This is a genomic window from Corallococcus sicarius, from assembly GCF_003611735.1.
GTDB lineage: Bacteria > Myxococcota > Myxococcia > Myxococcales > Myxococcaceae > Corallococcus > Corallococcus sicarius.
In genome coordinates this window covers 1-25,990 of record NZ_RAWG01000124.1, presented here as the reverse complement: position 1 = coordinate 25,990, position 25,990 = coordinate 1, and the positions used below count along the sequence as shown (strand labels likewise).

The 25,990-nt window shown below is 71.0% G+C and carries 22 protein-coding genes; 11 read left to right on the top strand and 11 right to left on the bottom strand.

The genetic code is table 11. From position 1 onward, the window contains the following. Positions 1-69: 69 nt before the first annotated feature. Positions 70-1,023 (top strand): hypothetical protein, encoded by a 954-nt coding sequence (locus tag D7X12_RS20100; RefSeq protein ID WP_147443739.1) that lies wholly within the window; start codon positions 70-72, stop codon positions 1,021-1,023. Positions 1,024-1,040: 17 nt separating this feature from the next. Next, positions 1,041-1,745, top strand: a complete 705-nt coding sequence (locus tag D7X12_RS45080; RefSeq protein WP_158620082.1) for a TetR/AcrR family transcriptional regulator — start codon at positions 1,041-1,043, stop codon at positions 1,743-1,745. 1 nt (position 1,746) lies between these two features. Here the strand turns inward: D7X12_RS45080 and D7X12_RS20090 are convergent, their stop codons facing one another. After that, complete coding sequence (locus D7X12_RS20090) at positions 1,747-3,141, bottom strand: amidohydrolase family protein (RefSeq protein WP_120626893.1); 1,395 nt, start codon at positions 3,139-3,141, stop codon at positions 1,747-1,749. 224 nt (positions 3,142-3,365) lie between these two features. Here D7X12_RS20090 and D7X12_RS20085 point away from each other — a divergent pair, with 224 nt between their 5' ends. From D7X12_RS20085 to D7X12_RS20075, 3 genes are all read left to right on the top strand, one after another. After that, entirely contained in the window at positions 3,366-6,740 is a 3,375-nt protein-coding gene (locus D7X12_RS20085; protein WP_147443738.1) for a hypothetical protein, read from the top strand. A 98-nt stretch (positions 6,741-6,838) separates the two neighbouring features. Then, positions 6,839-7,186 (top strand): helix-turn-helix domain-containing protein, encoded by a 348-nt coding sequence (locus D7X12_RS20080; RefSeq protein ID WP_120626891.1) that lies wholly within the window; start codon positions 6,839-6,841, stop codon positions 7,184-7,186. Then, positions 7,173-8,435, top strand: a complete 1,263-nt coding sequence (locus D7X12_RS20075) for a type II toxin-antitoxin system HipA family toxin (protein WP_120626890.1) — start codon at positions 7,173-7,175, stop codon at positions 8,433-8,435. The genes D7X12_RS20080 and D7X12_RS20075 overlap by 14 nt, the downstream gene beginning before the upstream one ends. A 15-nt stretch (positions 8,436-8,450) precedes the next feature. Here D7X12_RS20075 and D7X12_RS20070 read toward each other — a convergent pair whose 3' ends face one another. After that, positions 8,451-9,359, bottom strand: a complete 909-nt coding sequence (locus tag D7X12_RS20070; RefSeq protein WP_120626889.1) for a CPBP family intramembrane glutamic endopeptidase — start codon at positions 9,357-9,359, stop codon at positions 8,451-8,453. A gap of 180 nt (positions 9,360-9,539) precedes the next feature. On the opposite strand from D7X12_RS20070, the gene D7X12_RS20065 reads away from it, so the two are divergent. Together D7X12_RS20065 and D7X12_RS20060 are read left to right on the top strand one after the other, a co-directional pair. Further along, positions 9,540-10,862 carry a ferritin-like domain-containing protein gene (locus D7X12_RS20065; RefSeq protein ID WP_120626888.1) on the top strand — a complete coding sequence of 441 codons (1,323 nt, stop codon included), beginning with the start codon at positions 9,540-9,542 and terminating at the stop codon, positions 10,860-10,862. 95 nt (positions 10,863-10,957) lie between these two features. Further along, the gene (locus D7X12_RS20060) at positions 10,958-12,340 is read left to right on the top strand and encodes a ferritin-like domain-containing protein (RefSeq protein ID WP_120626887.1); all 1,383 of its coding nucleotides are present in this window, start codon (positions 10,958-10,960) and stop codon (positions 12,338-12,340) included. 7 nt (positions 12,341-12,347) lie between these two features. Here the strand turns inward: D7X12_RS20060 and D7X12_RS20055 are convergent, their stop codons facing one another. Beyond that, the gene (locus D7X12_RS20055) at positions 12,348-13,640 is read right to left on the bottom strand and encodes a DEAD/DEAH box helicase (RefSeq protein ID WP_120626897.1); all 1,293 of its coding nucleotides are present in this window, start codon (positions 13,638-13,640) and stop codon (positions 12,348-12,350) included. A 179-nt stretch (positions 13,641-13,819) separates the two neighbouring features. On the opposite strand from D7X12_RS20055, the gene hflX reads away from it, so the two are divergent. Then, entirely contained in the window at positions 13,820-15,244 is a 1,425-nt protein-coding gene (hflX, locus tag D7X12_RS20050; RefSeq protein WP_120626886.1) for a GTPase HflX, read from the top strand. A gap of 203 nt (positions 15,245-15,447) precedes the next feature. Here hflX and D7X12_RS44395 read toward each other — a convergent pair whose 3' ends face one another. After that, complete coding sequence (locus tag D7X12_RS44395) at positions 15,448-16,203, bottom strand: DUF5953 family protein (RefSeq protein ID WP_120626885.1); 756 nt, start codon at positions 16,201-16,203, stop codon at positions 15,448-15,450. Next, on the bottom strand, positions 16,200-17,117 hold the full coding sequence (locus D7X12_RS20040; protein ID WP_120626884.1) for a DUF6310 domain-containing protein: 918 nt from the start codon (positions 17,115-17,117) through the stop codon (positions 16,200-16,202). Before D7X12_RS20040 ends, D7X12_RS44395 begins: the two co-directional genes overlap by 4 nt. A 152-nt stretch (positions 17,118-17,269) precedes the next feature. On the opposite strand from D7X12_RS20040, the gene D7X12_RS20035 reads away from it, so the two are divergent. After that, positions 17,270-17,533 (top strand): hypothetical protein, encoded by a 264-nt coding sequence (locus D7X12_RS20035; protein ID WP_120626883.1) that lies wholly within the window; start codon positions 17,270-17,272, stop codon positions 17,531-17,533. Positions 17,534-17,562: 29 nt separating this feature from the next. Here D7X12_RS20035 and D7X12_RS20030 read toward each other — a convergent pair whose 3' ends face one another. Together D7X12_RS20030 and D7X12_RS20025 are read right to left on the bottom strand one after the other, a co-directional pair. Further along, positions 17,563-18,381, bottom strand: coding sequence for a hypothetical protein (locus tag D7X12_RS20030; RefSeq protein ID WP_120626896.1), 819 nt, complete (start codon positions 18,379-18,381; stop codon positions 17,563-17,565). A gap of 227 nt (positions 18,382-18,608) precedes the next feature. Then, the gene (locus D7X12_RS20025) at positions 18,609-20,297 is read right to left on the bottom strand and encodes an AAA ATPase domain-containing protein (protein WP_244224661.1); all 1,689 of its coding nucleotides are present in this window, start codon (positions 20,295-20,297) and stop codon (positions 18,609-18,611) included. A 491-nt stretch (positions 20,298-20,788) separates the two neighbouring features. Between D7X12_RS20025 and D7X12_RS20020 the strand changes: the two genes are divergently transcribed. After that, positions 20,789-21,250, top strand: coding sequence for a response regulator (locus tag D7X12_RS20020; RefSeq protein ID WP_120626881.1), 462 nt, complete (start codon positions 20,789-20,791; stop codon positions 21,248-21,250). Here D7X12_RS20020 and D7X12_RS20015 read toward each other — a convergent pair. Together D7X12_RS20015 and D7X12_RS20010 are read right to left on the bottom strand one after the other, a co-directional pair. Then, positions 21,190-21,759 carry a GNAT family N-acetyltransferase gene (locus D7X12_RS20015; protein WP_120626880.1) on the bottom strand — a complete coding sequence of 190 codons (570 nt, stop codon included), beginning with the start codon at positions 21,757-21,759 and terminating at the stop codon, positions 21,190-21,192. The two genes, D7X12_RS20020 and D7X12_RS20015, sit on opposite strands and share 61 nt — an antisense overlap. A gap of 9 nt (positions 21,760-21,768) precedes the next feature. Next, the gene (locus tag D7X12_RS20010; RefSeq protein WP_120626879.1) at positions 21,769-22,263 is read right to left on the bottom strand and encodes a winged helix-turn-helix transcriptional regulator; all 495 of its coding nucleotides are present in this window, start codon (positions 22,261-22,263) and stop codon (positions 21,769-21,771) included. A 97-nt stretch (positions 22,264-22,360) separates the two neighbouring features. On the opposite strand from D7X12_RS20010, the gene D7X12_RS20005 reads away from it, so the two are divergent. Beyond that, a complete protein-coding gene (locus tag D7X12_RS20005) occupies positions 22,361-23,020 on the top strand; it encodes a glutathione S-transferase family protein (RefSeq protein WP_120626878.1) in 660 nt (219 codons plus the stop codon). Here D7X12_RS20005 and D7X12_RS42940 read toward each other — a convergent pair. Then, positions 22,987-23,148, bottom strand: coding sequence for a hypothetical protein (locus tag D7X12_RS42940; protein WP_158620081.1), 162 nt, complete (start codon positions 23,146-23,148; stop codon positions 22,987-22,989). The two genes, D7X12_RS20005 and D7X12_RS42940, sit on opposite strands and share 34 nt — an antisense overlap. 91 nt (positions 23,149-23,239) lie before the next feature. Then, the coding region (locus tag D7X12_RS20000) for a CHAT domain-containing protein (RefSeq protein WP_120626877.1) at positions 23,240-25,990 on the bottom strand (2,751 nt) is incomplete at its 5' end.

Below are 25,990 nucleotides of genomic sequence, written 5' to 3'. Positions count from 1 at the left end.
GCGGGGCGTGTCGTGGCAGGATGGGGGGGGCCTGGAGCCGGCAGGTCTGTGATTGATGAGGGTGACTTCATGTCCCGCCGCAAGCTCCGCCGTGCCTTCTCCCGCCTGCTGCTCCTCGCGCCCGTCTCCACGTTGGGGATGGCGTGTTCCTCGACGTGGGGCTGCGAGTCGGATTCCATGCAGCGGATGTACCTCCTCGGTGAGATCCGGTTGAGCGACGGAGGCGTGGCCACGGCGGACATGTCCTGCGAGGCGCTCTGCGCGCAGGTGGGCGGCGGCGCGCCCTGCTCGATCAAGCCCGCCGCCCAGAACAGCCTTGATTCCCACGAGGTGTGGTGCGAGGTGCCGTTCCTCTGCGAGGGGCGCCGGCCGGAGGGGTTGTGCAGTGATGGCGCGCTGGCCGTGGGAGTGCCGGCGCTCGGGGCCCTCTTCGCGAAGATGGCGCACCTGGAGGCCGCGTCCGTCCCGGCCTTTGAGCGGCTCGCGGACGAACTGGCGTCGCACGGTGCGCCAGAGCGGCTGGTGCGGGCGGCGCGTCGTTCAGCGGGGGAGGAGGTGCGGCACGCGCGGGTGATGGAAGCGTTGGCGGTCCAGCACGGGGCCGCGATGCCGGAGCTGACGGTGGCGCCGTTCCAGCCCCGGTCGCTGGAGGCGCTCGCCCTCGAGAACGCGGTGGAGGGCTGCGTGCGCGAGACGTTCGGCGCGCTGCTCGCGCAATGGCAGGCGCGGTGCGCGGAGGATGCGGCGGTGCGTGAGTCGCTGGGCACCATCGCGCCGGACGAGCTGCGCCACGCGGAGCTGTCCTGGGCCATTGATGCGTGGGCGCTGGGTCGGCTCTCCGTCGAGGCGCGGGCGAGGGTGGAGGCGGCGCGCCGTGAGGCGTGGCGCGCGTTGGAGCGTGACGCGGAGTCAAGCCACCTGCCCGGAGCGGTGGCCCGTCAGTCGGGGCTGCCCTCGCCGGAGGTGGCCCGGCGGCTGGCGCGCGAGCTGGCGCAGGCGATGACGGCGCCGCTGCCCGTGTAGCGCGTATGCTTCGGCGCATGACCTCCGCCGCGCGCAAGCGTCCTCCCAGGCTCTCGCGGGACCTCGTGGTGGAGGCGGCCGTGGTGCTCGTGCGGGAGCAGGGGTTGCGGCAGCTCTCCATGCGGACGTTGGCGGAGCGGCTGGGGGTGACGCCCATGGCCGTGTACAAGCATGTGGAGCACCGGGACGGACTGGTGCTCCTGGCGGTGGAGGCCATCCTGGGCACGGTCGTGTTCCCGGAGGAGCGGCTGGATCCGGTGTCCTGGCTCCGGGTGCTCGCGCGCCGCGTGCGCGCCATGGGGCTGGAGCACCGGGGGCTGATGGACTTCCTGTTGGACGAGGGCCCCACGGTGCACACGTCGCTGGTCATCCTGGACCGGACGGTCCGCAAGCTGCACGGCGCGGGCATCCCGTGGAAGGAGGCGGGAGCGCTGCACAACACCTTCTTCTCGTGGCTGGCCGGAGCGGTCCGCAGGCAGGAGCCGTGGGATGTGAGCGCTCAAGGGACACCCCCGCCGTTCGAGAAGTTCTTCGCGGCTGCGGAGGCGCTTCCCGCGAAGGACTACCCGGGCCTGGCGCACAGCGTGCCGCACATGCGGGCCACGGATGTCGGGAAGGAGTTCGAGGCGAGCCTCGGCTTCATGCTGGAGGGAATCCAGCGGCGCATCGACGTCCGGCAGGAGGCCCCGCGCAAGAAGCGTCCCCGCTCCCGCCCGGGCTGAGTCACGCGTCCTTCGCGGCGCCCATCTCCCAGTGCTCCGCGAGCGCCTCCCGTTCGCCGAGGAGCGCGGACGGCCCGCCCACGCGGGCGAGCACGGCGTCGCGAGCCTGGACCACACGGCGTCGGACCGCCGCCACGTCGACATCGACGAGGTCGCCCTGGAACTTCGCCCACCGTCCGCGGACCATCACCGACTCGACGTTGCCCGCGTGCGCCTGGAGCACCACCGCGTCCCGGGGGCGATTGAGCGGCGTCAGGTTGAGCGCATCGCCCGTGAGCACGATGAGGTCCGCGTCCTTGCCGGGGCGCAGCGAGCCCGTGACGCGCCCCAGGCCCAGGGCCTCCGCGGCATCGAGCGTCACCATGGAGAGCATGCGCGCCGCCTTGAGCGCGAGGACCCGGGACAGGCCGTCGCGCTCGTGGGCCCTGGCGCGCTCCACCTGGAGGGCCAGCCGCATCGCGGTGAACAGGTCCCCGCCGTTGCTGGAGACGACGTCGCAACCGAGCGTCGTGCGGACCCCCGCGCGCAGCGCCCGGCCGGTGACAGGAAAGCCCATGCCCATCTGAAGCTCCGTCTCCGGCGTCACCGCGATGGCGCCACCGCTGTCGGCGATGCGCTTCAGGTCCTCATCGGAGCTGAACGTGCAATGGACGAAGAGCACGTCCGGACCGAGCAGTCCCTCGGCCGCCATGCGTTGGACCTCGCTCGGGCCTGACACGGGCCACGCGGAGCAGTGGGCGGTGAGGGGGACGCCCAGCTCGCGCGCGGACAGGATCTCCGCCCGGCTCTGCTCCCACGGCACCTGCATCTCCGTCAAAGCGATGCCCATGCGGATCCGCCCGGTGTCCGACGCCAGCCGCGTGGTCCGCAGGCGCTGTGCATCCGCGAGCCGGCTCGCATGCGTGGGCAGCGCAGTGCTCTGCCGGGGCCCCGCCGCGAGGCCATAGGCGAAGAGCGCCCGGATGCCGGAGTCCTCGAGCGCCGTGAGCGCGGCGTCCGCGTGTCCGGGAGACTCGATGCAGTGCGAGTAGTCCACGAGCGTGGTGATGCCCGCGTCCAGCGCCTCCAGCGCCCCGGCGAGGTTCGCGGCATGCACGTCCTCCGGCTGGAACGCGGGAGCAAGCTTCACGCGCACGGCCGCCAGGTAGTCCATGACCGTCCAGTCCGCCCCCAGGGCCCGCAGGGGCGTCTGCCACGTGTGCCGGTGCGCATCGATGAGCCCCGGCAGGAGCAGCTTCCCGCGCAGGTCGACGACGCGGCAGTCGCTGGCGTGCAGCTCGGGCGCCATCGCGACGATGATCCCGTCCTCCACGAGGACGTCACCGCGCGGCAGGTCCTCCTGTGCGGGGTCGCAGGTGATGACCTCCGCTCCACGAAGCAGCCATCGGTCGCCCATGCGGTGTTCCTCCTGTGAGCGGAGTGCTCAGGTATACAGCGTATACCTTTCAGGCCGGGATGTATCGGTCCGGGGTCCAGGAGCCCGGGTTGGGGGAGGGGCGACTACCGGGGCGGACCTTTTTCCGTGTCGACACCTGATGTATTCATCCGAGGGGGATGCCGGGACATCGGCATGTGTCGGGCGCGTCCGGACCCGCCGGGCGTATGCAAGGGGGAACACGCATGGCTGGTCCAATCCGTGGCAACACGCCACCGGCACCTGTTGTCATCAAACCGCAACCGGCGGCGACGCAAGCCGCCCCGCCCCCACCGCCGCCCGTCGTCACGCCTCCGGTGAACAAGGGCCTGCTCGCGCTCCAGCAGGTCGTGAGCACGGTGAGCACCTTCGTCAACACGGCCACCCAGACGGCGGCGCCCCAGCAGGACGCGCGCGCGGGCACCACACCGGGCTTCAGCGTGGGCTCGCTGCTCATGGGGGGCGCGCAGGCGCTCCAGCAGCTCGCGCGCATGTTGCCCACGACGCGCGCTCCCGGCGCGACGGATCCATTGAGCCCGGGCCTGACGCAGCCGCTGACCACGGTGCGGGAGGAGTTGAAGCTGGAGCTGGCCCGCAAGCCGCCGAACCCCCAGGTCCTCGCCTTCCTCATCACCACCGGCCAGCAGGCGCTGGCCGAATCCTCGGGGACGCTCTCCAACGTGCCCTCGGACCTGGCCGGAGCGCCGGCCGCCGCGCTGGCGTCGGAGGCCGGGGCGCTCGCGGGCGTGATGGCGCAGGCCCAGGCCCTGCTGCCTCCCGGCCCGCAGCGCGCGCAGGCCGGACAGGCGGTGCTCGAATCGCAGGCCGTGCAGGCGCAGTCCGAGGCGCTGGTGGCGATGTCCGCCTACGTGAACGCCCCTTCGGAGAAGGGCTTCGACACGTACGTGCGCGAGTTCGCGGAGGCGCAGCTCGCCTCGCAGCGCTCGGACCTGAACCGCGCGGCGCTGCTGCTGCCCAACGCCACCCCGGAGCAGTGGGGCGCGCTGGCGGTGGCCGCCGCCGAACTCCAGGCGCTGATGGGCATCCTCCAGCAGCCGGATCCCTTCCTGACGCTGACAACGGAGATGCAGGCGCTCAACACCCAGTGCCAGGGCGTGGAGCGGGACTGGAAGGCCGCGCCCGCCGGCATGCCGGGGCAGCCCGCGGCGCTGGGGCCCCAGCTGTCGCGCCTGACGAACGGCGCCGTCACCGGCCTGCCCGTGTCGGCCGAGGCCCTGCTGGCCCTGCCCGTCTCCCAGCGACAGGCCGTCGTGGATGCGATGAGCCAGTACTCGGGCCAGGGCGCCGTCAGCCCGGCCCCCGCGTTCGGCATGACGGAAGCGGGCCAGCGGCTCACGCAGGCGTTGAGCACGGCCGGGGAGCTGCGCGCCTCCGGGCTCACCTTTCAGGCGTACCAGGACCAGGCCTCCGCGCGCGTCTCGGCGCTCTATCAGCAGAACCCGCTCCTGGGCGTGGTGGACCCGGCGCAGCTGGTCCAGGAACTCGCGCCCGGCATGACCGCGCGCTTCACGGTCTCCAACGGGCAGCTCAGCCCGTCCGTCCAGTTCGGCTCGACGGGCTTCGCCCCGGAAGCGAGCCCCGCGTCCAGCGCCGCGATGCTCCAGCGCATCACCTCGCAGTCGGGCTTCGCGGGGACCACCGCGGGCCTCACCCAGGGATACGGGACGCTGCTGCAGGGCGCGTTGGCGGACGTGGCGACGTTGCAGCGCAACCTCGCGAAGGCCGTGCCGCCGCCCACCGCGATGGACCTCTTGCCGTCCGCGAGCCGCGCCTTCGAGGCCCTGGCCTCGCGGCTCACGTCACCGGGCGAGGCGGGTGGCGCCAACGGGCAGCCCGGTCCGTTGGGGCGGGCGCTCATCTTCACGGGCGGGCTCTTCGACACGTACGCGGAGCAGCAGCAGACCCAGGCGCGCAAGGACCTGGCCATCGGGCTGACGGGCGCGGTGGCGGGGCTGGGCGCGACCATCCTCACGGCGGCCACGGGCGGGGCGGCGGCGCCGCTGCTCATCGCGTCGATGGCGGGCACGTCGCTGCTGGCCGGCGGCTACGGCATGTTCCGCACCCACGAGCGCTTCGTGGATGCGCAGCGGCTGTCGCAGTTCGGTGAGCTCTCCGGCGTGGAGGACCCGGGCGCGTTCCAGTACCTGCTGGAGCAGGGGCTCAACCTGTTCGGCATCGTGATGGACGGGGCGGACATCGCGCAGGCGGTGCGCGTGATGCGCGGCGCGGGGGCCGCCACGGAGGCGGCGCAGATGCTCGGCTCGCTGGAGCAGCTGCTCGCGTCGCCTCTGGGCCTGCGGCTGGCGAGCCGGCTGGACGCCGGCGCCGAGGTGACGGACGCGACGCTGACCACGCTGCGGCAGCTCCAGTCCGGTGGTTACACGTTCGAACAGGTCGCGGACATCGCGAACCGCGCGGTGACGGCGCCGGAGACCCTGACCGACGCGGAGCGCGCGCTCAACCAGGTGGTCCGCGCCGAGCGGCTCTTCACGCCGCAGGCGTTGGAGCTGTTCCAGCGCTACCACCTGGGCCAGGGCGTGTCTCCGGAGGACGCCTACCGGAGCGCGGTCGCCGCGTCGGACGGAGACGCGACGAAGGTGCCCCCGGAAGTCGCGCAGGACTACGTCCAGTGGATGCAGCGCCCCAGCACGGTGGACAGCGCCCGGAACACGCGCATGTCCCTGCAGCCACCCAAGCTCGCCGTCTACGAGAGCAAGGAGCTCGTCCGCGTCGGGGTGGATCCCCTGACGGTGCGGATGGAGAAGGGGCTGGGAGGGCGTCCTGTCTACACGGCCCCCAATGGCAAGCGGTACATCTACGATGGCTCGCAAGGCATGCGGGAAGTGCCCCAGACGTTCCTCGCCAGCGCGTATTCCGTCATGCCGGCGAAGATCAAGGAGGGCTCGCTCGACGCCGCGGGGCTCGAGGGGCTCAAGCCCGAGAACCTGCGCGTCTTCCAGGCCGTGGAAGGGGGCTCGGTGCTGGTGGACAAGACGACGGGCGCCTTCTACTTCCAGGGCACTGACGGCGCCGTCACGGACTTCTACGTCCACCTCACCCCTGCGACCCAATACGAGGCGCTGATCGCCGGCAAGGGCTTGCAGCCCTACGGACCCATCGCACCTCCAGAGACGTTCGTGGACGGCCAGCTCCCCACCGACGTCGAGGGCCTGACGCCGTGGAAGAAGGACGCGGACATGCTCACGGCCAGCTGGACCGTCAGCTCGCATGATCAGCCGGACTGGCTCGCCACGCGCAACCGGTCCAACACGTTCCTGGGGGACGCGCTGCTCGGTCAGGCCCGAGGCAGTGACCCGAACAATCCGGCGCTCGTCTACATCTTCATGCAGCCCGCTTCGACGGACGTGATCCAGGTGAAGGGACACACGTTCTCGGAGGGGAGCATGGGCCGCCCCAACCTGACGCGGGAGCAGTGGTACCTGCGGGAATCCCACACCGCCCCCGAGGTCATCCTCTTCAATCCCGTGTCCTGGGACCGCGTCACGATGGTCATGAGCCAGACGGGAGAAGTCCTCTACACCCCGCCGCCCGTTCCCTAGCGCCTGGGTCCCTGGCCGGGCTGCCTGCCCGGCCCCTTTCTGGCCGCTGGAGTCAATAGATTGGTTCTTGAGGGCGCCAAGAGGCAATATATTGAAGCATGCCTCGCCAGAACCTGACGGACGACACGACCCCCTTCGCGGTGGTCCGGGCCATCACCACGCTGGGCAAGAACATCGCGCGGGCGCGGATCCGGCGTGGGCTCCGTCAGGTGGATCTCGCGAAGAAGACGGGGCTGGCGCCCGGGACGCTCAGGCGAATCGAGGAGGGGAGCCCCACCACCGCCCTCAGTGCCTACTTCACGGTCCTGTGGGCCCTGGGGCTCGAACGCGAGTTCGCCGACCTGGCCTCGCCAGACCGTGACGAGGAGGGAAAGGCGCTCGAGCGGGCCCGCCAACCGACGCGCGTGGTCCTCAAGTCCAAGGAGGAGCTCGATGCCGACTTCTGACGCGTCGGATTGCTACGTGTACCTCCAGCTCCCGGACTCGCTCGACGTCGTGACCTGCGGGCGCTACGTCCAGCAGGACGGCATCGGGCAGTTCGTCTACGGCAGGAGCTACCTGGCCAACCCTCGCGCAGTCGAGCTGGAGCCGTTCGAGCTTCCGCTGCGGGAAGGCACCTTCCGGACGGCCCGGCTGGGAGGCATCTTCGGCTCGCTTCGAGATGCTTCCCCCGATGCCTGGGGCCGCCGGATCCTCGAACGCCAGCTGGGTCGTGGGGACCTGACCGAGGTCGGCTTCCTCCTCAACTCCCCGGAGGATCGGGCGGGTGCGCTGTCCTTTGGCACGGACAGCAAGCCGCCTGCCCCCGTTCATCAGTTCAACAAGGTGCTCTCGCTGCGATTGCTGATGGAGGAAGCCAGCCGGGTCGAGCAGGAGCTGCCACCCTCGCCGCAGGTCGACACCCTGGTGCATCCGGGCAGCTCCATGGGAGGCGCGCGTCCCAAGAACGTCGTGGAGGACGATGACGACCTGTGGCTCGCCAAGTTCCCGTCACGCGGGGACCGGTGGAACAACGCGGCGGTCGAGCACGGCATGCTGAAGCTCGCCCACGAATGTGGCCTTCGGGCTGCATCCGGGAAGGTCGTCAAGGTCGCCGGGCAGGACGTGCTCCTGGTCCGCCGGTTCGACCGTGAGCGCGTCGAGCAGGGTTACCTCCGGCACCGGATGGTCAGCGCCCTGACGGTGCTCCGCGCCGACGAGAACCCGCGCGCCGGTCCAAACGAGCGCGGAAGCTGGTCCTACCTCCTGCTGGCGGATGAGTTGAAGCGCTGGGTCCGTGACCCGGACAAGGACTTGCGAGAGCTGTTCGCTCGGATGGTGTTCAACGCGCTCATCTCGAACATCGATGATCACCCCAGGAACCATGCGCTCATCGCGGCCGGGAGCGGCTGGAACCTGTCTCCCGCCTATGACCTCACGCCAGCACCGCAGGCCAGCACGGAGCGCGATCTCGCGATGGAGGTGGGAAGCACGCAGCATCGCCGGGCCAACCGCCGCAACCTTTTGAGTGGATGCGCACGCTTCCGCCTGTCGCAAGAAGAGGCCACGCACGTCATCGATACGATGAAGGCGCGCGTGTCCTCCCGGTGGCGCGACATCGTCAGGAGCTGCGGTGGTACAGGAGCCGACTTGAAAGCGATTGAGCGGGCCTTCGACTACGAGGGCTTCGAGTACGGCGCTGACTCGCCGGAGTGACCCAGACCCCTGGCCTCACATCGGAGGCAGCTTGTCCAGGAAGCCGGAGCGTGACAGCCACATCACCAGCGCGAAGCTGATGGTGTTGAACGCCGCGTGCGCGACAATCAATGGCAGCAGCCGCCCGTGGTACCAGAAGACGAACCCGAACCACGCGCCCATGACGAGGGTCTGGAAGACCGCGAGCGTGCCCTCGTAGAAGTGGCCCACGGAGAAGAGGACCGCCGCGCCCAGCACCGCCGGCACCCAGCGCCCGAACACCACGCGCAGGCGGGGCACGAGGAAGCCTCGGAAGACGAACTCCTCGAAGCCCGTCACCACCACCATGATGGCCGCGAACGCGGGCACCCCCAGCCCCGTGTCCAGCAGCGCCGCCGCCACCCCCTTGCGCGCCAGCAGCTCCTTGCCCGCGAGCTTCAGCGCCACGGCGATGGCCGCCAGCGGCACCGACGCGGCGATGTGCACCGCGTAGGTCGCGGCGAGCACCGGCACGCCCAGCAGCAGCTCCCGCCACCAGCCCTCGCGCACCAGCCCCACCTGCGCGGGCCCCTGGCCGTCGCGCCACAGCAGCACCGCCACCAGCAGGCACATGCCCAGCGCGCGGATGACCAGGGGGCCCATGGACAGCGAGAAGCCCTTCTCCACCTCCGCATCGGAGGCGACCCAGGCGCCCGCGCCCGTGCCGCTCAGCGCCACGACGATTCCCAGGATGCCCAGCCATCCCGCCCAGCGCGTGGCCTCCCAGGGGCGCAGCAGGGCCAGCCCCCACGCCAGCAGCAGGGCCGCGACCACGACCACGGCCCACGTGCCCACCCGGGCCACCAACGAGGGCCCGAGCACGGCGAAGAACACGAAGGCCGCTTCGGACAGCGCGCGGCGCCGCGACGGGGCGTTCTCCAGCAGCACGGCGACATCACGACGCACGGGGGTTTCCTCCAGTCGGGTCCTTCACACACGCTAGCGGTTTCGCCCTCAGGTTTCTGATCCCTCCTCGGTTTTCCACACGCGGGATGCGCGCTGCCTGACGGGCGCGCCGGAGGGGAAGGACGGGTGGCATCCGCATTGCTCTGGTGCCCGGGACACCTCATTCAACGGAGCCATCCCATGCAAGCACAGCGTCTGCGCCACCTCTTCTCACGGGCCCTGCGGGCCTCGCTCGCCACGCCCCTGGTGCTGGTGGGCTGTGGCTCCGATGACGGGGGGACGAGCCTGAAGGGCTACGCGGAGATTGAATGCGACGGGGGCGCCCCCGCCGTCAGCGACCTGACGATTTCACCGAAGCCGGACTTCCTCCAGCTCCGCTCCATCCGGCCCACGGAGCCGCCCGCGTCGGATCCCACCAGCTCCTCCGGACAGCCGTGCGCGACGGCCACCGACGCCCAGGCCTGTGCGGCCGCGCTGGACGCCGCGCAGTCCACCGAGGGCTTCCACAACGTCTGCGTCCAGACCTGCGCGGAGTACTTCCTGGCGACGACGCTCGGGGACGAGGTGAAGACCTACGCGTCGCTGGAGGCGCTCAAGGGGCTGCTGGGCACCATCGACACCCGGCAGGAGGCCGCGCTGATGGTGTTCGCATCGGGTTACAGGCTGGCCTGCGGCGACCTCGTGCGGGGCGCAGTGAAGCAGAACCCGGATGGCACCTTCAACGTCGTGGGCACCCAGGGGTATCTCTGCGGCAAGGACACGGAGGTGACGCAGCACGTGCTGCGGGTGTCCGCCTCCGGCGAGGTGCAGGAGCTGGAGCGCAACGTCCTGGAGCGGGGCACGGGGACCTGCGCCATCGGCCGGCGGCCGGCGGGGCTCCAGGTCGCGGACGGGTGCGGGAGCATGGACGCGCTGGGGCGCTTCTTCGCGGAGGTCGCGCACCTGGAGGCGGCGTCCATCCATGCGTTCCTGAGGCTGCGTGAAGAGCTGGCCCTGCACGGCGCCGCCGCGGGCCTCCAGGACGCGGCGCTCGCGAGCGCCGTGGACGAGGTGCTGCACACCGACGCGACGGGGCGGCTCGCGCGCCGCTTCGGTGCCACGCCGATGAAGCCCTCGGTGGCCGCACTGCCGCTGCGTCCGCTCTCCGAGGTGGCGCGGGACAACGCCGTGGAGGGTTGCGTGCGGGAGACGTATGGCGCGCTGGTGGCCCACCACCAGGCGCTGCACGCGCAAGACACCGAAGTGCGCGAAGCCATGGTGCGCATCGCGGAGGATGAGACGCGGCACGCGGGCCTGTCCTGGGACATCGACCGGTGGGTCCGTCCGCGCCTCTCCGCGCAGGAGCGGGAGGCGCTGAAGGAGGCGCAGCGGCAGGCGGTGGCCCTGCTGCGCGCGGAGGTCGCGGTGCCGCTCGACGCGGGACTCGTCACGGCGGCGGGCCTGCCCACGCCCGAGGTCGCCCTGGCCCTCCTGGACACGTTGGAGCAGGAACTCTGGGCCTGAGTGGGGGCCCGATGTCCCAAGGGGAATGACTCGGGTGTCCAAGCCCTGTCATTCCCTTTGTTGTCATCCCAAGACCGCTCACCTGGAAGACGCCCATGAACGCACTCCGACTGCACCACCTCTTCTCGCGGGCCCTGCGGGCCTCGCTCGCCACGCCGCTGGTGTTGGCGGGTTGCGGATCCTCCGGGGGCGGGGTGCCCGTTGATGGCGGGGTGATTGACGCCGGGGGGCCCACGAGCGCCGACCTGACGGGCTACTCGCAGGTGATGTGCGAAGGGGGCGCCATCTCGCTTGGCGGACTGACGATCGCCCCGGCGCCGGACGTCATCCAGCTCCGCAACCGCGAGAAGCACCCCATGGCGGAGCCGCCTCTCTTCTGGACGTGGCCCGTGGTCTCCCAGGGCCAGCCCTGCGCGACGGCCACCGATGCCACCGCCTGTCAGGCCGCCCTGGAGGCTGCGGATCCCAGCGGGGGCCTCCACTTCAACTGCGGGCCGGTGTGCTCCGACTACTTCTTCATCACGACGCGTGGCGATGAGGTGAAGACGTACCCGACGCTGGAGGCCGTCCAGGGGCTGCTGGGCACCGCCGATACCGAACAGGAGGCCGTGCTCCTGGCCTTCGCGGCGGGCAACAGGCTGAGCTGCACCGAGCTGAAGATGGGCGCGGTGAAGACGAACGCGGACGGGACGTTCAACGTCATTGGCCACCAGGGCTCCACCTGCGGGAAGGACACGGCGCTGACCCAGCACGTGGTGAAGGTGTTCCCCTCCGGCGAGGTCAGAGAAGAGGCGCGCTACGTCCTGCAGGAGGGCGACCCCAACTGCACCGTCGGCCGGAGGCCCGTGGGGCTCCAGGTCGCGGGCGCGTGCGAAAGCATGGACGTGCTGGGGCAGTACTTCGCGGAGGCCGCGCACCTGGAAGCCGCCTCGGTCCACGCCTTCCTGCGATTGCGCGAGGAGCTGGCCCTGCACGGCGCGGATGCGGGCCTCCAGGACGCGGCCCGCCGCAGCGCCGTGGATGAAGTGCTGCACACCGAAGTGACGGGAAGGATTGCTCGCCGCTTCGGTGCCACGCCCCAGCGTCCCGTGGTCGCCGCGCTGCCCCTGCGCCCGCTCATCGACGTGGCCCTGGACAACGCCGTGGAGGGCTGCGTGCGCGAGACGTATGGCGCGCTCCTGGCCCACCACCAGGCCCTGCACGCGCAGGACGCCGAGGTGCGCGAAGCCATGGTGCGCATCGCCGTGGACGAGACGCGACACGCGGGGCTGTCGTGGGACATCGACCAGTGGGTCCGCCCGCGCCTCTCCGCTTCGGAGCGGGAGGAGCTGAAGGAGGCGCAGCGGCAGGCGGTGGCGCTGCTGCGCTCGCAGCTCGCGGTACCGCCCGACGCGGGCCTCGTCACCGCGGCGGGCCTGCCCACGCCCGAGGTCGCCCTGGCCCTCCTGGACACGCTGGAGCAGGAGCTGTGGGCCTGAGCCTTCGCTAACGCTTGCGATTCGGTGGGCGTGCAGCAGCAGCAGCAGCAGCAGCAGCGGCGGCCTCGCGCAGCTTGTCCTTCTTGCTCTTGCGCTTGCCCTTCACGCCGCCGTTCGGATCCAGCGGCGGCGCGGAGGGACTGGCCGTCGCGGAGGCCTCCGTCGGCTCGAACCCCGGGACCTGCTCGCGCGGGATGTCCAGGTGGTGGCGCCGTTCAATCAGCCGGAAGTGGGCCTCCATGTCCGGGGTGACGAAGCTGATGGCCACGCCCTTGTCCCCCGCGCGGCCCGTGCGCCCGATGCGGTGTACGTAGTCCACCGTGGAGCGTGGCAGGTCGTAGTTCACCACCGCGGGCAGCTGCGCGATGTCCAGGCCGCGCGCGGCGACATCCGTGGCCACGAGCACCCGCACGCGCTTCGCCTTGAAGTCCGCCAGCGCCTGCGTCCGAGCACCCTGGCTCAGCTCCCCGTGCAGCGAACTCGCGGCGATGCCCGCGCGGTTCAGCTTCAGCGCCACATGGTCCGCCGCGTAGCGACTGGCCACGAACGTGAGCACGTGCGACCACGTGTTCGTCTCCAGCAGGTGCCGCAGCAGCATCGTGCGCCGGGGCTCGTCCACCTGGATGGCCCGCTGCACGATGAGGTCCGTCGTGGGCAGCTCGCCTTCGTCCACGTCGATGCGCGTGGGCTCGTGCAGCAGCGCTTCCGCGAACTTGTGTACCGCGGGCGGGAACGTGGCGGAGAACAGCAGGTTCTGCCGGCGCTCGGGCAGCAGCTCCAGCAGGCGCGTGAGCTCGTCCGCGAAGCCCAGCGAGAACAGCCGGTCCGCTTCGTCCAGCACCAGCGTCTCCACCGCGCCCAGCCGGAGCGCGTTCTGCTCCACCAGGTCCAGCGCGCGGCCGGGCGTGGCCACCACGATGTCCGCGCCGCCGCGCAGCGCCAGCATCTGCGGATTCGCGGAGACGCCGCCCACCGCGAGGCAGGTCTTCAGCGGCTTGGGCAGGTGACGGCCGTACTGCTGGACGGCCTCCACAATCTGCGCGGCCAGCTCCCGCGTGGGCACCAGGATGAAGGCGCGCACCTGCCGGGACGACCCGCCCGGACGCGAGCGGAGCGACTCCAACAGGGGCAGCAGGAACGCGGCCGTCTTGCCCGAGCCCGTCTTGGCCGAAGCCCAGACGTCACCGCCGCGCAGCACCACGGGGATGGTCGCGCGCTGCACCGGCGTGGGCTCGTCGTAGCCCAGGTCGGCCACGGCGCGGGTCAGCGCCTCCGAGAGGCCGAGCGAAGCAAATGTCATGAAGGGGAGGCCTTGGAGTCGCGCGAGCGCGGCGTGGAAGCGCGGGAGCCTACCCCGGACGCCGCCTTGCCCCTTCTGCATTCCTGCCCCCTCCCCACCCAGGCGAGGAGCCGCCCCGGACGGGGAGTGTCGGCCAGGCTGACTCGCGCCGTCATTGGGCGGCCCGACGTGTTAACAGCATGCGCATGGCGAAAACCCTCCCTGAACGTCCGCGTGCCGTCCTCGTCGGTGTCCAGCTTCCCGGCGTCTCGGACGAAGAGCACGCCGCGGACTTCGCGGAGCTGCGCCGGCTGGTCCACACCCTCGGCTACGACTCGGTCGCCACCGTCACCCAGAAGCGCGACCGGCTGGCGACGGGCACCGTCCTAGGCACGGGCAAGCTCAAGGAGCTGGCGAAGCTGACGGGCGGCTCCGGTGTCATCGCGTCCGGTGCGCTCAACCAGACGTCCAAGGCCCGTGAGAAGTGGGAAGCCGCGGCCGAAGCGGAAGCCGAAGCCGAGGCCGGGCCCGACGCTGGAGACGAGGACGATGACGAGGGGCCACAGGAAGCGCTGGCCCCGCCCACGGACGACGACGAGGCGGAGCCCCGGCCCACCGTGGTGGTCGTGGACCACGAGCTGTCCCCCAGCCAGCTGCGCAACCTGGAGAAGGCCACCGGGGCGGAGGTGCTGGACCGCGCGGGCGTCATCGTGGACATCTTCCACCGGCACGCGAAGAGCCACGAGGCGCGGATGCAGGTGGAGATCGCCCGGCTCAACTACCTGGCCCCCCGGCTGCGCGAGTCCTCCGGAGGCCGCGAGCGGCAGCAGGGCCGTGGCGCGGGTGACTCGGCGGTGGAGCTGGACCGCCGGAAGATCCGCGACCGGCTCGCGGAATTGCGCGAGGGGCTCGCGGCCATCCAGAAGGACCAGGACCACCGCCGCTACGCGCGAAGGGACCAGCTGCGCGTGGCGCTGGTGGGCTACACCAACGCGGGCAAGTCGTCGCTGATGCGGGCGCTGACGGGCAGCACGGTGCTGGTCGCGGATCAGCTCTTCGCGACGCTCGACACGACGGTGCGCGCGATGCAGCCGGAGACCCGCCCGCGCATCCTCGTCTCCGACACCGTGGGCTTCATCCAGAAGCTGCCGCACGACCTGGTCGCGTCCTTCCGCTCCACGCTGGACGAGGCGCTGGAGGCCTCGCTGCTGCTCTACGTGGTGGACGCCTCCGACCCGACCTGGGCCGCGCAGCTGGAGGTCACCCGCACGGTGTTGCGTGAGATTGGCGCGGACACGGTGCCCAGCAAGCTGCTGCTCAACAAGGCGGACCGGCTGGACGCGGCGGCCCGGGAAGCGCTGCTCGCGAAGCACCCGGACGCCATCATGCTCTCCGCGCACCAGCCGGAGGACGTGGCGATGCTGCGCAAGCACATCATCGCCTTCTTCGAGTCCTCCATGGTGGAGGCGGACCTCGTGATTCCCTACGCCCGCCAGGGCCGCATCGGCGAGGTGTACGAACACACCACCGTCGTCTCCCAGGCCTACGACGAGAGCGGCAGCCGCCTGCGCGTGCGCGGCCTGCCGGGCGCCATCGCGAAGCTCACCCAGTCCTTCCAGGAGTAGGCTTAAGACAGACCTGATGCATGTCTGGATTCAGCCGGGAATCCGCTCCTCACGCCGAGGGGTGCGAAAGTCCAGCTCCGCAAGCCTCGCGCCCGCCTGCTGGATCAGCGCCTTGAGCTCGGCTTCCGCTTCGCTGGTGTCTCAACAATCCGGTGCGGTACACGTCCTACAGCCGGAGCCGCGTCCCAATCCCCTGAATTGGGTCAAGGCGCTGCACGGCCGCCGATCTCCGGGAAGCGCTCATAGGCACGAAGGAGCGTGTCCAGGTGAGCAGGGTTGTCGTAGGCGAGCGGCACATCCGTGAGCTGCACAACCCACCCACCCGACGCCGTACGCCGCGCCCGCGTGAGCAACTCGGCGTCGCGAGCAGGATCCGGGAACCCGATGGACCGCGCTGTGGCGGCAGACCAATAGTTCAGCCACCCAAGGAACCAGGGAATCGCAGGCGTGGGGAGCTTCTCTGGAAGGTTGAGCATGGGAAGCCCACGGGGTGAACGCTCAGGTCCATGAGGCGAGCGGCGAAACTGCTGCGCGACCTCCGATCCGTAACCGTACGGCGACGCATGCCCCCAGTGTGCGTGAGAGCCCTCGGCCACGGCCTCAAGCACAGCCGCCGCTGCCGCGATCACAGGTGCGTCCAGTGGTATTTCCGCATGCACTTCAAGCCGTGCTTGTCCGCCCGGGCTGAGGCGCCCCGAGCTTCCCCTTCCCGAAATCGTCACGGGGTAACTCTCATCCCCGTTGCACAAAAGGGGGAATTTCCCATCCTGCGTCATTTCCGCGAGCCATGCGTCGCGATGCGGCAATGCAATAGGGGGCCCGCTTTCGGGGATTCGCCACGCCAGGCGCAAACCGGGAAGTGCCTTTTCCATCCCATGGATGACATCAAGCGTGCGGCCATCGTTGCCCTCGAGTGCGGGCGCGTAGACGATAAAGGTGAGGGAACGAGGCCTGGTCATCGTTTGCACCCTGTGACGACGACATCAAGCAGGGGGGCCGCTTCGAGCAACGCGTCTTTGTGCGATTGGGTACTCACCCCAACCACGTAGCCATATCCGCATGCCACAGCCGCGTCTTGCTCCTTTTCTATCTGCGCCAGCTCCTTCTCAATCTCCCGCCTCCGGATGAAGTCAGGGTATGAGTCGAATCGATGGGTCTTGATCTCCCACAGCACGCGCACGCCCACTTGCAGCGCATCGAAGCGCACACCGCCAACGAGCACGTCCATTCGAGGATAACGGTTGGGCGGGAACTTGTCGGCGCACTCATTGTGTGGGGCGTCCTCGCCCGCGTGGGGCACTGGAACGGGTTCGCAACTGGCGCGGCCCGTCCGGTCCACGTGCACAGGTGGCACTGGGGGCTGCCAGTCCTGCCCCGCTGGCTCGGGCTTCGGTTTGGGCGTGCGTTGCGCTTCAGCTTCCCGGGAGGCCACCTCCATTCCTCGTGAGGTCCCAGCTTCCTCGGGGTAGGCATGGCGGAGTTCATATGCGTCCAGCGCTTCTTTGATGGCGACGCCGACCACCACCACGCCAAGCACCATCACGGCTCCCACGGCAATCTCAGGAGCCGCCAGCACGCAGACTCCAAGTCCCAGGGTCGCCGCGCCCGCGGAGGCGACCGTGCACCTTCCCGTCGGGTCGTGAAACCGGATCCGCTCCGAATCGAGAGCCTCAAAGCACCGCTCCACCACCACGGCCCAGGGCTGGGAAGCCTCTTGGACGACGCACCGGCCCTCATCACTCCAGGGCAGCTTCGCCGCGCGCTGGAGATTGGTGATCCTTGGGTTCGGGGACGCGCGCCCTGTGGGGCTCGGTGCTGACGTGGCGCAAGCCGAGAGGAAGAGGAGGAGTGCGGCGCAGGCGCGGAGTCGCATGGCTTCGTCCTTTCCGTCGAGCCAGCGAACCGCGGGTCAAGGCTGGCCGCATGTGGAGTATGCCAGCGGCCGAGAATGTCTGGGATACCCTGCAATGTTCCGAGGCGCAGGCTCTTGCGGAGCGAACCCTTTTTGAGAAGCGGAAAGCCGAAGTGCTCACGGCTCCTGGACGGTTCCTGGAGACCAGTGATCTTGCCTGCTGCGACAAGGGCATCATCAACGACTATCGCCAGCTCATCGGAGTGACCGTCACCAACCGTGCGGCGGTGCCGGTTCGGCTGAGCCAGGGCCGCATCGGCGAGGTGTACGAACACACCACCGTCGTCTCCCAGGCCTACGACGAGAGCGGCAGCCGCCTGCGCGTGCGCGGCCTGCCGGGCGCCATCGCGAAGCTCACCCAGTCCTTCCAGGAGTGAGCCCCGCCCCGGCCCGCGCGCCGTGAGGCTCAGCGCACCACGGGCACGGTCACCGGCTCCTTGTCATCCACGGTGACCTCCACCTTGCCCACGCGCCACAGCACCGGCTGGAACGCCATCTTGATGGTGCGTCCGCCCGCCGTCTCCACCAGGGCGACGCCTTCCTTGGGCAGATAGTTGCCCACCTCGTACAGCAGCGACGAGAAGGTGACGCGGTCGGTGCCCATCGGGCCCGTCAGCTCGCCCGGGCCGTCGAACACCAGCGACGTGCCGCCGATGATGGGCAGGCCCTCGCGCTTGCCCACGCGGCTGTTGACGTGGAAGGTGTGACCCTGGCGTCCCGGCACGTCGCCCATCACGTCCGCGAACAGGCGCGTCTCGTCGCCGCAGGTGCCGTAGCCCACCTCCGCGTTCAGCGGCTGGCCGTCCACCGTCATCCCGCGCAGGTCGGCGGACATCTCCATCAGGTCCTCGCCGCCCCGGTACTCCAGCACCGCCTGGCCGGTGAAGCGCAGGCCGTGCACGTCACAGCCCCCGTCATTGAACGACAGCACCACCGCGTCGGTGACGTCATCCACCGCCGTCACCGTCGCCTTCGCGCAGGACACCCGGGAGGCCAACCCTTCCACCGCGTGGCCCAGGAAGCCGCGCCGGGGCTCGCCGCACGTGTACACGGGCATCACGCCCAGCACCTCCAGCGCGCCGCGCACCAGGTGCGTGGAGGCCGCCACGCGCTCCACGCGCGCCTTCGCGTCGTCAATCTCCTCCTCGGTGGGGGCGTTGTCGCCACAGCCGGAGGCGAGGGCTGCGAGGGCAAGGCAGGTGACGGTGACAGGGGCGCGGTGCATGAGGATCTCCAAGTCGGTGCGGTCCTTCCGCTTCCTCGCGGTGGAACGTACCGCTCCCTCTCAGCAACCGTCATGCCCCGCCCAACCCCGCGAATCCTCAGGGCGGAGTACGCAATGACCCCGCGAAACGTGTGCAGCGCGCTGCGCACCCAGGGGCGGGGCTGTCCGGGCCCGTCGTCCTCACGGAGCGTCGTGTCGCAGGACACCGCGCGCGTGGGACGAGCGCCTCAGGTGAAGGAGAGGGGGGGCTCCCCGGCCTCGTGGGGGACCTCGCCGTCGTCGTCCAGGCCCGCGTCGTCGTCGTCGTGCTCGTCGTCCGGCGCTTCCTCGTCCGGCTGTGCGTGCAGGAGGTCGGGGACCTCCGCCATGCCGGCACCCATGGGGTAGATGACCAGGTGGCGCAGCGGTTCGCTGCCCACGCTCACGGCCTCCAGGTGGTTCCGGACGACGAGCGTGTGCTGCACCTTGCGAATGCGCGAAGGGCGGGGCGACAGCGGGATGCTGTCCCCGTCCGTGAGCACGCGCTGGATGGCGGCCTCGACCTCCGCGACGGCGTCGCGCACGTCGTTCGGATCCACGCCCTCCAGCAGGTGGAACTCGGTGCGCAGCGCGCGGCGGATCTCCGTGGAGCTGTTGCGCTTGAGGGCCACCACGCGCGCCCCTCCGCGCTCCGCGGCCCGGCGCAGGCGGGGGGAGTTGGCGCGGCTGCGCAGGGTGAGCACCAGCTCAGCGTTCTCCGGACGGCCCACGACGACGGCCTCCACCGGCAGGTCGCGCAGCACGCGCTCCAGCAGTTCCCGGCTCACCGCGTGCGCCGCGATGCGGGTGGGCCCGGGCCTGGGCGCGCCCAGGGCCGGGGTGCCCCGGGGGACGTGCCCGCCCGGGGGCGTGGCCACCACCACCTCCGGGGCCGCCTCCACGCGCACGGTGTCGCCCTGCTGCGTGCGCCGCTCGCCGCCGACCTCCGCGCCCGTCAGCAGCCGGTCCACGGCGGCGCCCGTGTCGCGGTGCACGCGCACCTCCTCGCGGCCCACCATCTCCACCACGATGTCGAAGGTGGGCGTGCCGCGCCGCTCCGTCACCGTCTTCTGCGTGCGACGGCGCCGCGCCTCCTCGTCGCTCAGCGTGACGGTCTGGAGGCCGCCCACGAGGTCGGAGAGCGTGGGGTTCAACACCAGGTTCTCCAGCGTGTTGCCGTGCGCGGTGGCCACCAGTTGCACGCCGCGCTCCGCGATGGTGCGCGCGGCGGCGGCCTCCGCGGAGGTGCCAATCTCATCCACGATGATGGCCTCCGGCATGTGGTTCTCCACCGCCTCGATCATCACGTCGTGCTGACGGTCCGGCCGGCTCACCTGCATGCGCCGCGCGCCGCCAATGCCCCGGTGCGGGATGTCCCCGTCGCCGCCAATCTCGTTGGAGGTGTCCACCACCATCACGCGCTTGCCCAGCGCGTCCGCGAGCACGCGCGCCACCTCGCGCAGCTTCGTCGTCTTGCCCACGCCGGGGCGCCCCAGCAGGAGCAGGTTCTTCCCGGAGTCCACCAGGTCGCGCAGCATGTCGATGGTGCCGTGGATGGCGCGGCCCACGCGCAGCGTGAGCCCCACCACGCGCCCCTGCCGGTTGCGGATGGCCGACACGCGGTGCAGCGTCCGCTCGATGCCGGCGCGGTTGTCCCCGCCCAGCTCGCCCACGCGGGAGAGCACGGCCTGGAGCGACTCCGCCTCCACGGGCACGTCGGACAGGCGCGCCACGCGGCCCACGAGGCGGGCCTCCGGCGGGCGCCCCAGGTCCATCACCACCTCCAGCAGCTCCGCTTCGGGCAGCTGCCGCACGGCGGTCTGGAGGGGCGCGGGGAGCACTCCGACCAGGAGGGCGAAGTCGTCTTCGTGAGGGGTGGGCCGGGAGGGCTCGGTCACGGGGTGTTTCATCAGGGTAAAGGTGCGCTCGTTTCGTCCCGCGCGCATCGGTTTCCGACACGCGGCGTGCAAGTCCCACGCACCCCGGTAGGGCGCCTCGTCCATTTCCCAGCAGCCGACCGGGCGTCAGTGCTCCGCGCGAAGGGAGGCAGGCGTCCCTACTCTGAGCGCCAGCGCCCTGAAGGACCTGACGGGGGAGATCCGCCGCGGCGAGCACGAGTTCATCTACGTCACGCCCGAGCAGTGGGAGAACCCGGAGCGGCTGGAGCTGTTGAAGCGCGCACCCGCAGGCCCCCGCCGCCTGACCGTCTGTCAGACGTTCGTGAGATGACTCTGCGTCGCGGTCCGCCTTGACTCGGGGTGGAATAGCGGTAAAGCCTGCGTATTGGGCAATTGCGGAAGACTCCAGTCCAGGTGTATATTCACAGAATAACTGGATGTAGCGCACTTCGGGTTTCCCTCCGCGGTGTCACGGAAGGCAGGAGGCGAGCATGGCGGAAGGCAAGTTGAAGGCACTGGTAGTGGATGATGATCCGCTCGTGCTCGAGTTGGTGGAGCGCTCCATCAGCCGCTACGGCTTCGAAGTCACCACCACGCGCGCGGCGCTGGGAGTGGCGAACCTCATCCGCACGAATCAGCCGGACATCGTGCTGCTGGACGTGAACATCCCGGCGCTCAGCGGCGACCGCATCCTGTCGGTGGTGCGTCAGTTCGCGGGCCCGCAGACACTGTTCATCCTCTACTCGTCCATGGATGAGTCGAAGCTGCGCGAGCTGATGCGGACCGCCGGCGCGGACGGCTACATCCCCAAGAGCGTCAGCGGCCCGGAGCTGGCCCTGAAGCTGTCGGGGATGCACCACAAGCACATGGCGTCCCGTCCCGTGGTCGCGTCTCAGGGCAGCGGCGTCCAGTCCCAGAGCACCACGGCCCAGGTGTCGGTGCTGTCCACGTAGGTGTGGACGGTGCGGAAGCCCACCCGCTCATGCGCGCGCAGTGAGCGGGTGTTGTGTACGGACACCTCCGTGACGACGCAATCGAAGGTGTCGCGGAGCTGTTCGCGGTGCTGGTGGTAGAGCGCCTCGAACAGCCCCTGGCCCCGGTGGGCCTTGTCGATGCAGATCTGCCCCATCACGTAGAAGCGCCGGTCCCTGAGGGGACGGCCTCCGTCCTCCAGCTGTTCGATGAGCGCGAACATCGGCTCCAGCACGGGGACGAGCTGCCGGCACTCGCGGGGCATCACCAGGGCGTACGCCACGAGCTCGGAGCCCTGGAGGGCGATGATGCTGGGGGCCACCGCGTGCATCCGCTCCAGTGTGGGCAGGTCATGCGCCACGGTCACGAAGCCCTGCGTGCGCCGCTCCTCCTCGGACAGGTGCTGCTTCAGGTTCCTGCGTTGCAACGCCAGGACCTGTTCAAGCTCCGCGCGGGACTGGACGGTCCTCAGGACATAGGGAGGGGACATGGCGCGCAATCATAGGGCACGGCGCGCGCAGGCTTTCTCGTAGGCGGCCTGAAGCTCACCGAACACCGAGCGTCGTGGGCGCGGCGCGTCCAGGTGCAGGTGGCGCAGCTCCGCCATGAACGCGTTCCAGAGGGGCGGGCCGCCCTTCTCCAGCAGCTCCGCGCGCACCGACAGCTCCTCGCTCGGCTGCGTATGGCGACGGCCCCAGGCGGCCATGTGCGCGAGCAGGGGCACGAGCTGGATGGACGCCTCCGTGAGGCTGTAGATGCCTTTCTGCCGGTGCTTCGGATCCGCGCGTCGCGTCAGCAGGTCGGACGCGGTGAGGCGCTTCAGGCGGTCCGCGAGGATGTTGGAGGCGATGCCTTCCTCGCTCTGTTCGAGCAGCTCGCCATAGCTGCGCCTGTTCCCGAACATCACATCGCGGATGACGATGAGGCTCCAGCGGTCGCCCAGCTGTTCGAGCGTCAGGTTGATGGGGCAGCCGGAGCGTCCTGTCTGCGGCATGGCCGTCCTCCTGGAGTTGATGCTTGCAGCATGCAAGCGGTCTCGGTACGGTTCAACCCCTTGCAAAGAACAAGTGGTTGAGCTGAAAGGTCCGACGATGTCGCTCGCGCTCTACGGTCATCCCTTCTCCTCGTACACGCAGAAAGTGCTCATCGCGCTGTACGAGAACGGCACGCCCTTCGAGTTCCGCTGTATCAGCCCGGAGACGCCACAGCATTCGGCCGAGTGGTTGCGGCGCTGGCCGCTGCGCAAGTTCCCGCTCCTGGTGGACGGCGAGCGCGACGTCGTGGAGACGAGCATCATCATCGAGTACCTGCAGCACGTGCACCCTGGTCCGGTGCGCCTGCTGCCCGCGGACCCGATGGCCGCGCTGGACGTGCGCTTCCTCGACCGCTTCTTCGACCTGCACGTCATGAACCCGGTGCAGGACGCGGTGGCCGGCGCGCTGACGGGGGATGCGGTGAAGCGCCAGGAGGGCCTGGCGCTTTCAAAGGAGAAGCTGGAGCGCGCCTACGCCTGGCTCGAAGGGCAGCTCCCGGGAAGGACCTGGGCCGCGGGCACGGAGTTCACGCTGGCGGACTGCGCGGCGGCGCCCTCCCTGTTCTACGCGGACTGGACGCACCGCATCTCCGAGTCCTTCCCCGTACTGCGCGCCTACCGCGCGCGGCTGCTGGCCCGCCCGTCCTTTGCCCGGGCGGTGGACGAGGCGCGGTACTTCCGGCCCTACTTCCCGCTGGGCGCGCCGGACCGGGACTGAAGCCCCGCGGGGCCCGGGGGCGGCTTGTCCGGGAGGTCGTTCTGCGGCTTGTCCGGCGTGTTCGGAAGGCCGTTCTGCGCCTCCTGCGGGGACGTCACCTGCTCGGATGGGACCTGGGTGTTCGGCATGTCCGGCTCCTTGAAGAGGCCCCGCTGCGGGCCTCATCCATACAACGCACCAGGTCCCATCCTTTTGCGTGACTCCGGGGGAGGGATGGCCTTACTCGAACAGGAGGACGTCGTGCACCCACCGGTCGCCGGGGGCGGCCTCCAGCCACCGCAGCCGCTCGTCGCGCAGGGCCACGGCGGGCGGGGCTCCGGCGCGGATGCGCTCCCGGACCGCGTTGAAGAAGCGGCCCGCGGAGTCCGGGATGTCCACCGTGGCGGCCAGCACCGCGCGCGCCCCCGCGTCGAGGAAGGCCGCGGGCAGGCTGAAGGACTCATGCGGGAAGGGCGCCGTGCGCGCGGCGCTGCACGCGGCCAGGAACACCAGCGGCGCTCCGGAGAGCCTTTGCGCCCGCACCTGGCTGGCGGTGAGCACGTACCGGCCATCCCGCTCCGGGGCCAGCATGAGGAGCGAGGCGTCCGACAGCTCCGGGCTGAACACCCCATGCGCGTGGAGCTCCACCTCGGTGGCCGAGCCCATCGCCTCCAGCACGCGTGACGGCGTGGCCCGGGCCCCCTCCAGCGTCACGCGCAGGGGGTCCGCGCCCGTGGGGGGCATGGGCGGGAGCCGGGGAAGTCCCAGGGCCACGGGGGTGTCCACGCCGGACACGACGAGGTGCGTGCCCTCCCGTGGCGCGAGCCCCTCCGTCGCCGCGGGCCCCATCCGGTAGCTCCAGGCGAGGTCCGGGGGCAGCAGTCCCGGCAGCCCGTGCACGGGGGGCGGGGCCAGCACCTCCACCCGGGCGCACCCCCGCAGCGCGTCCTGGAGCGGCGCCGGCACCAGCCCGGAGGCGTCCTGTCCGAGCGGCGCCGTGCGTCCCGGGGCGTAGTGTCCCCGCACCGTGCCCGCCGGCCCGAGCGCCACCGCGACCGTGCGCTCGTGCTGCACGGACACCGCGAGCACGCAGCGCTCCGGCACCTCGCCGCGCTTCAACTGCCGTCCCACCAGGGCCAGCACCTCGGTGAAGGCGCCCGTGCGCCCCGCCTCGGAGGCGAGCGCGGCATGGGCATACGCCAGCGCGCGGCGGGCGTTCGCGTCGTCGGGCCACGCTTCCGCCTGGGTGATGGCGCTCCACAGCAGCTGGCGCCCCGCGACGGGGTCGTGCTCCAGCTTGAACTGGCCTTCGATGAAGTCCATCAGCGCGCGCTCGCCGGGTCGGGGCTCGCCCTGGCGCAGCTCGGAGAGGGCCCGGCGCATCGCGTCCGCGGCCCCGAGCATGGGACCGAAGCGGGCCAGGTCCGACAGCACCAGGGCGCCGTGCATCTCCAGTGGGAGGCCGGACGCCATCGCCTGCTCCAGCTCATGGCGCGCCTCGTCCACGCGGAAGCCCCTCCACGCCACGCTCGCCAGGTTCCGGTGCACGTAGCCGCGCTGGTGGCGGTCCTCGGGCGTGCGTGCCAGGGACTCCCGCAGGTACGCGCTCGCGGTCGGCAGCCGGTGGTGCAGGCGCGCCACCTGCGCCAGCTCCTGGAGGAATTGCCGCTCCAGCTCCCACTCCCCCTGGGCCTTCGCGAGCTGCCAGCCGCGCAGCGCGTGCACGGAGGCGTCCGCCGGCCGGTGCAGCTCATACAGGTACATGTCCGTCAGCCATCGCCGCAGGTCGGCGCAGCGGTAGTCCAGCCGTTGTTCCTGGCAGGTGCGCAGGGCCTCCAGCACCCGCGCCTCCGCCTTCCACCACCGTCCCGCGCGCACCTCCTGGTTCGCGCGCTCGCGCTCGGCGAGGAGGTGGAACCACGGGTCGCCCAGGCCGTCCGCGGCCCGCGTGAAGGCGTCGGTGTCCACGGGGCGGCCGTCGCGCAGCTCGTACCCGAGCGCGCCCACGTACAGGTCGTCCTCGCCGGAGCGCTTCAGCGCCTCCAGGAAGGCCTCGCGCGAGGGCAGCTTGTTCCGGACGAACCGCGCGTAGTCCCGGGCCAGGGGCCCGCGCCGGAGGAAGTCCCGCGCCGCCACGCGTGTCACGTACGCGCGCAGCACGGTGCCGCCGTAGGCCCGGTCCAGTGTGTCCGCCAGGGGGAGCAACCGCAGCGTCGCCTCGCGTGAGGGCGCCGCCCGGACCGCGTCGTAGAAGGCCAGCCGCACGCTGCCCGGCAGCCTCGCGGCCTCCTCCAGCGGCAGCCGGGCGCCCAGGTCCACCACCAGGTCCTTCGTCGCCTCGAAGGCCTGCCACCAGGCGCGTCCCCGGGCCAGCGTCTCGTCGCGGAGCCGCTGGGCCTGGGCGCGGGCCTCCGTGCTCCAGCCCGGCTCGCGCTGATGCGCCAGGGCCTCGAAGGCGTCCGCGGCCAGCAGGGGCAGGTCCATGTCGCGCAGCACCAGCGCGCGGTTCCACAGGGCCTGCGGGTGGTCCGGCCGCTGGAGGAGCGCGCCGTCCAGCAGGGCCAGGGCCTCATCGAGCGAGGCCTGCTCCGGAGGCCCCCCGCGGCCCAGCGCCGTCGCCACCGCGCGGTCGGAGTCCCGGTTGGCGGAGGCCGGCGCGGCGCGCAGGGTGGCCAGGGCCTGCCGGGGGGCCCCGGCGTACAGGTACGCGGCGGCGAGCCCCTGCCAGTCCTGGCGCTCCTCCAGGCGGGCCAGCTCCCGCAGCGGCAGCGGCGCCGCGGCGGGGGGCTGTCCCCGCATGGGGACATGGGCGCGGTAGGTGTCGAGGGCCGCGTACGTCAGCCGGGCCTCCAGGGGCCGCGTGGGGCCCGGCGTGAGCCACGAGGCGGGAGCGTCGCGGGGGATGCGGAGCGTCCACACGGCCGCCGCCACCAGCAGGAGCGCGAAGCCTCCCACGCGGGTCCAGACGGGGTGCCGCAGGGGGGGCGGCGC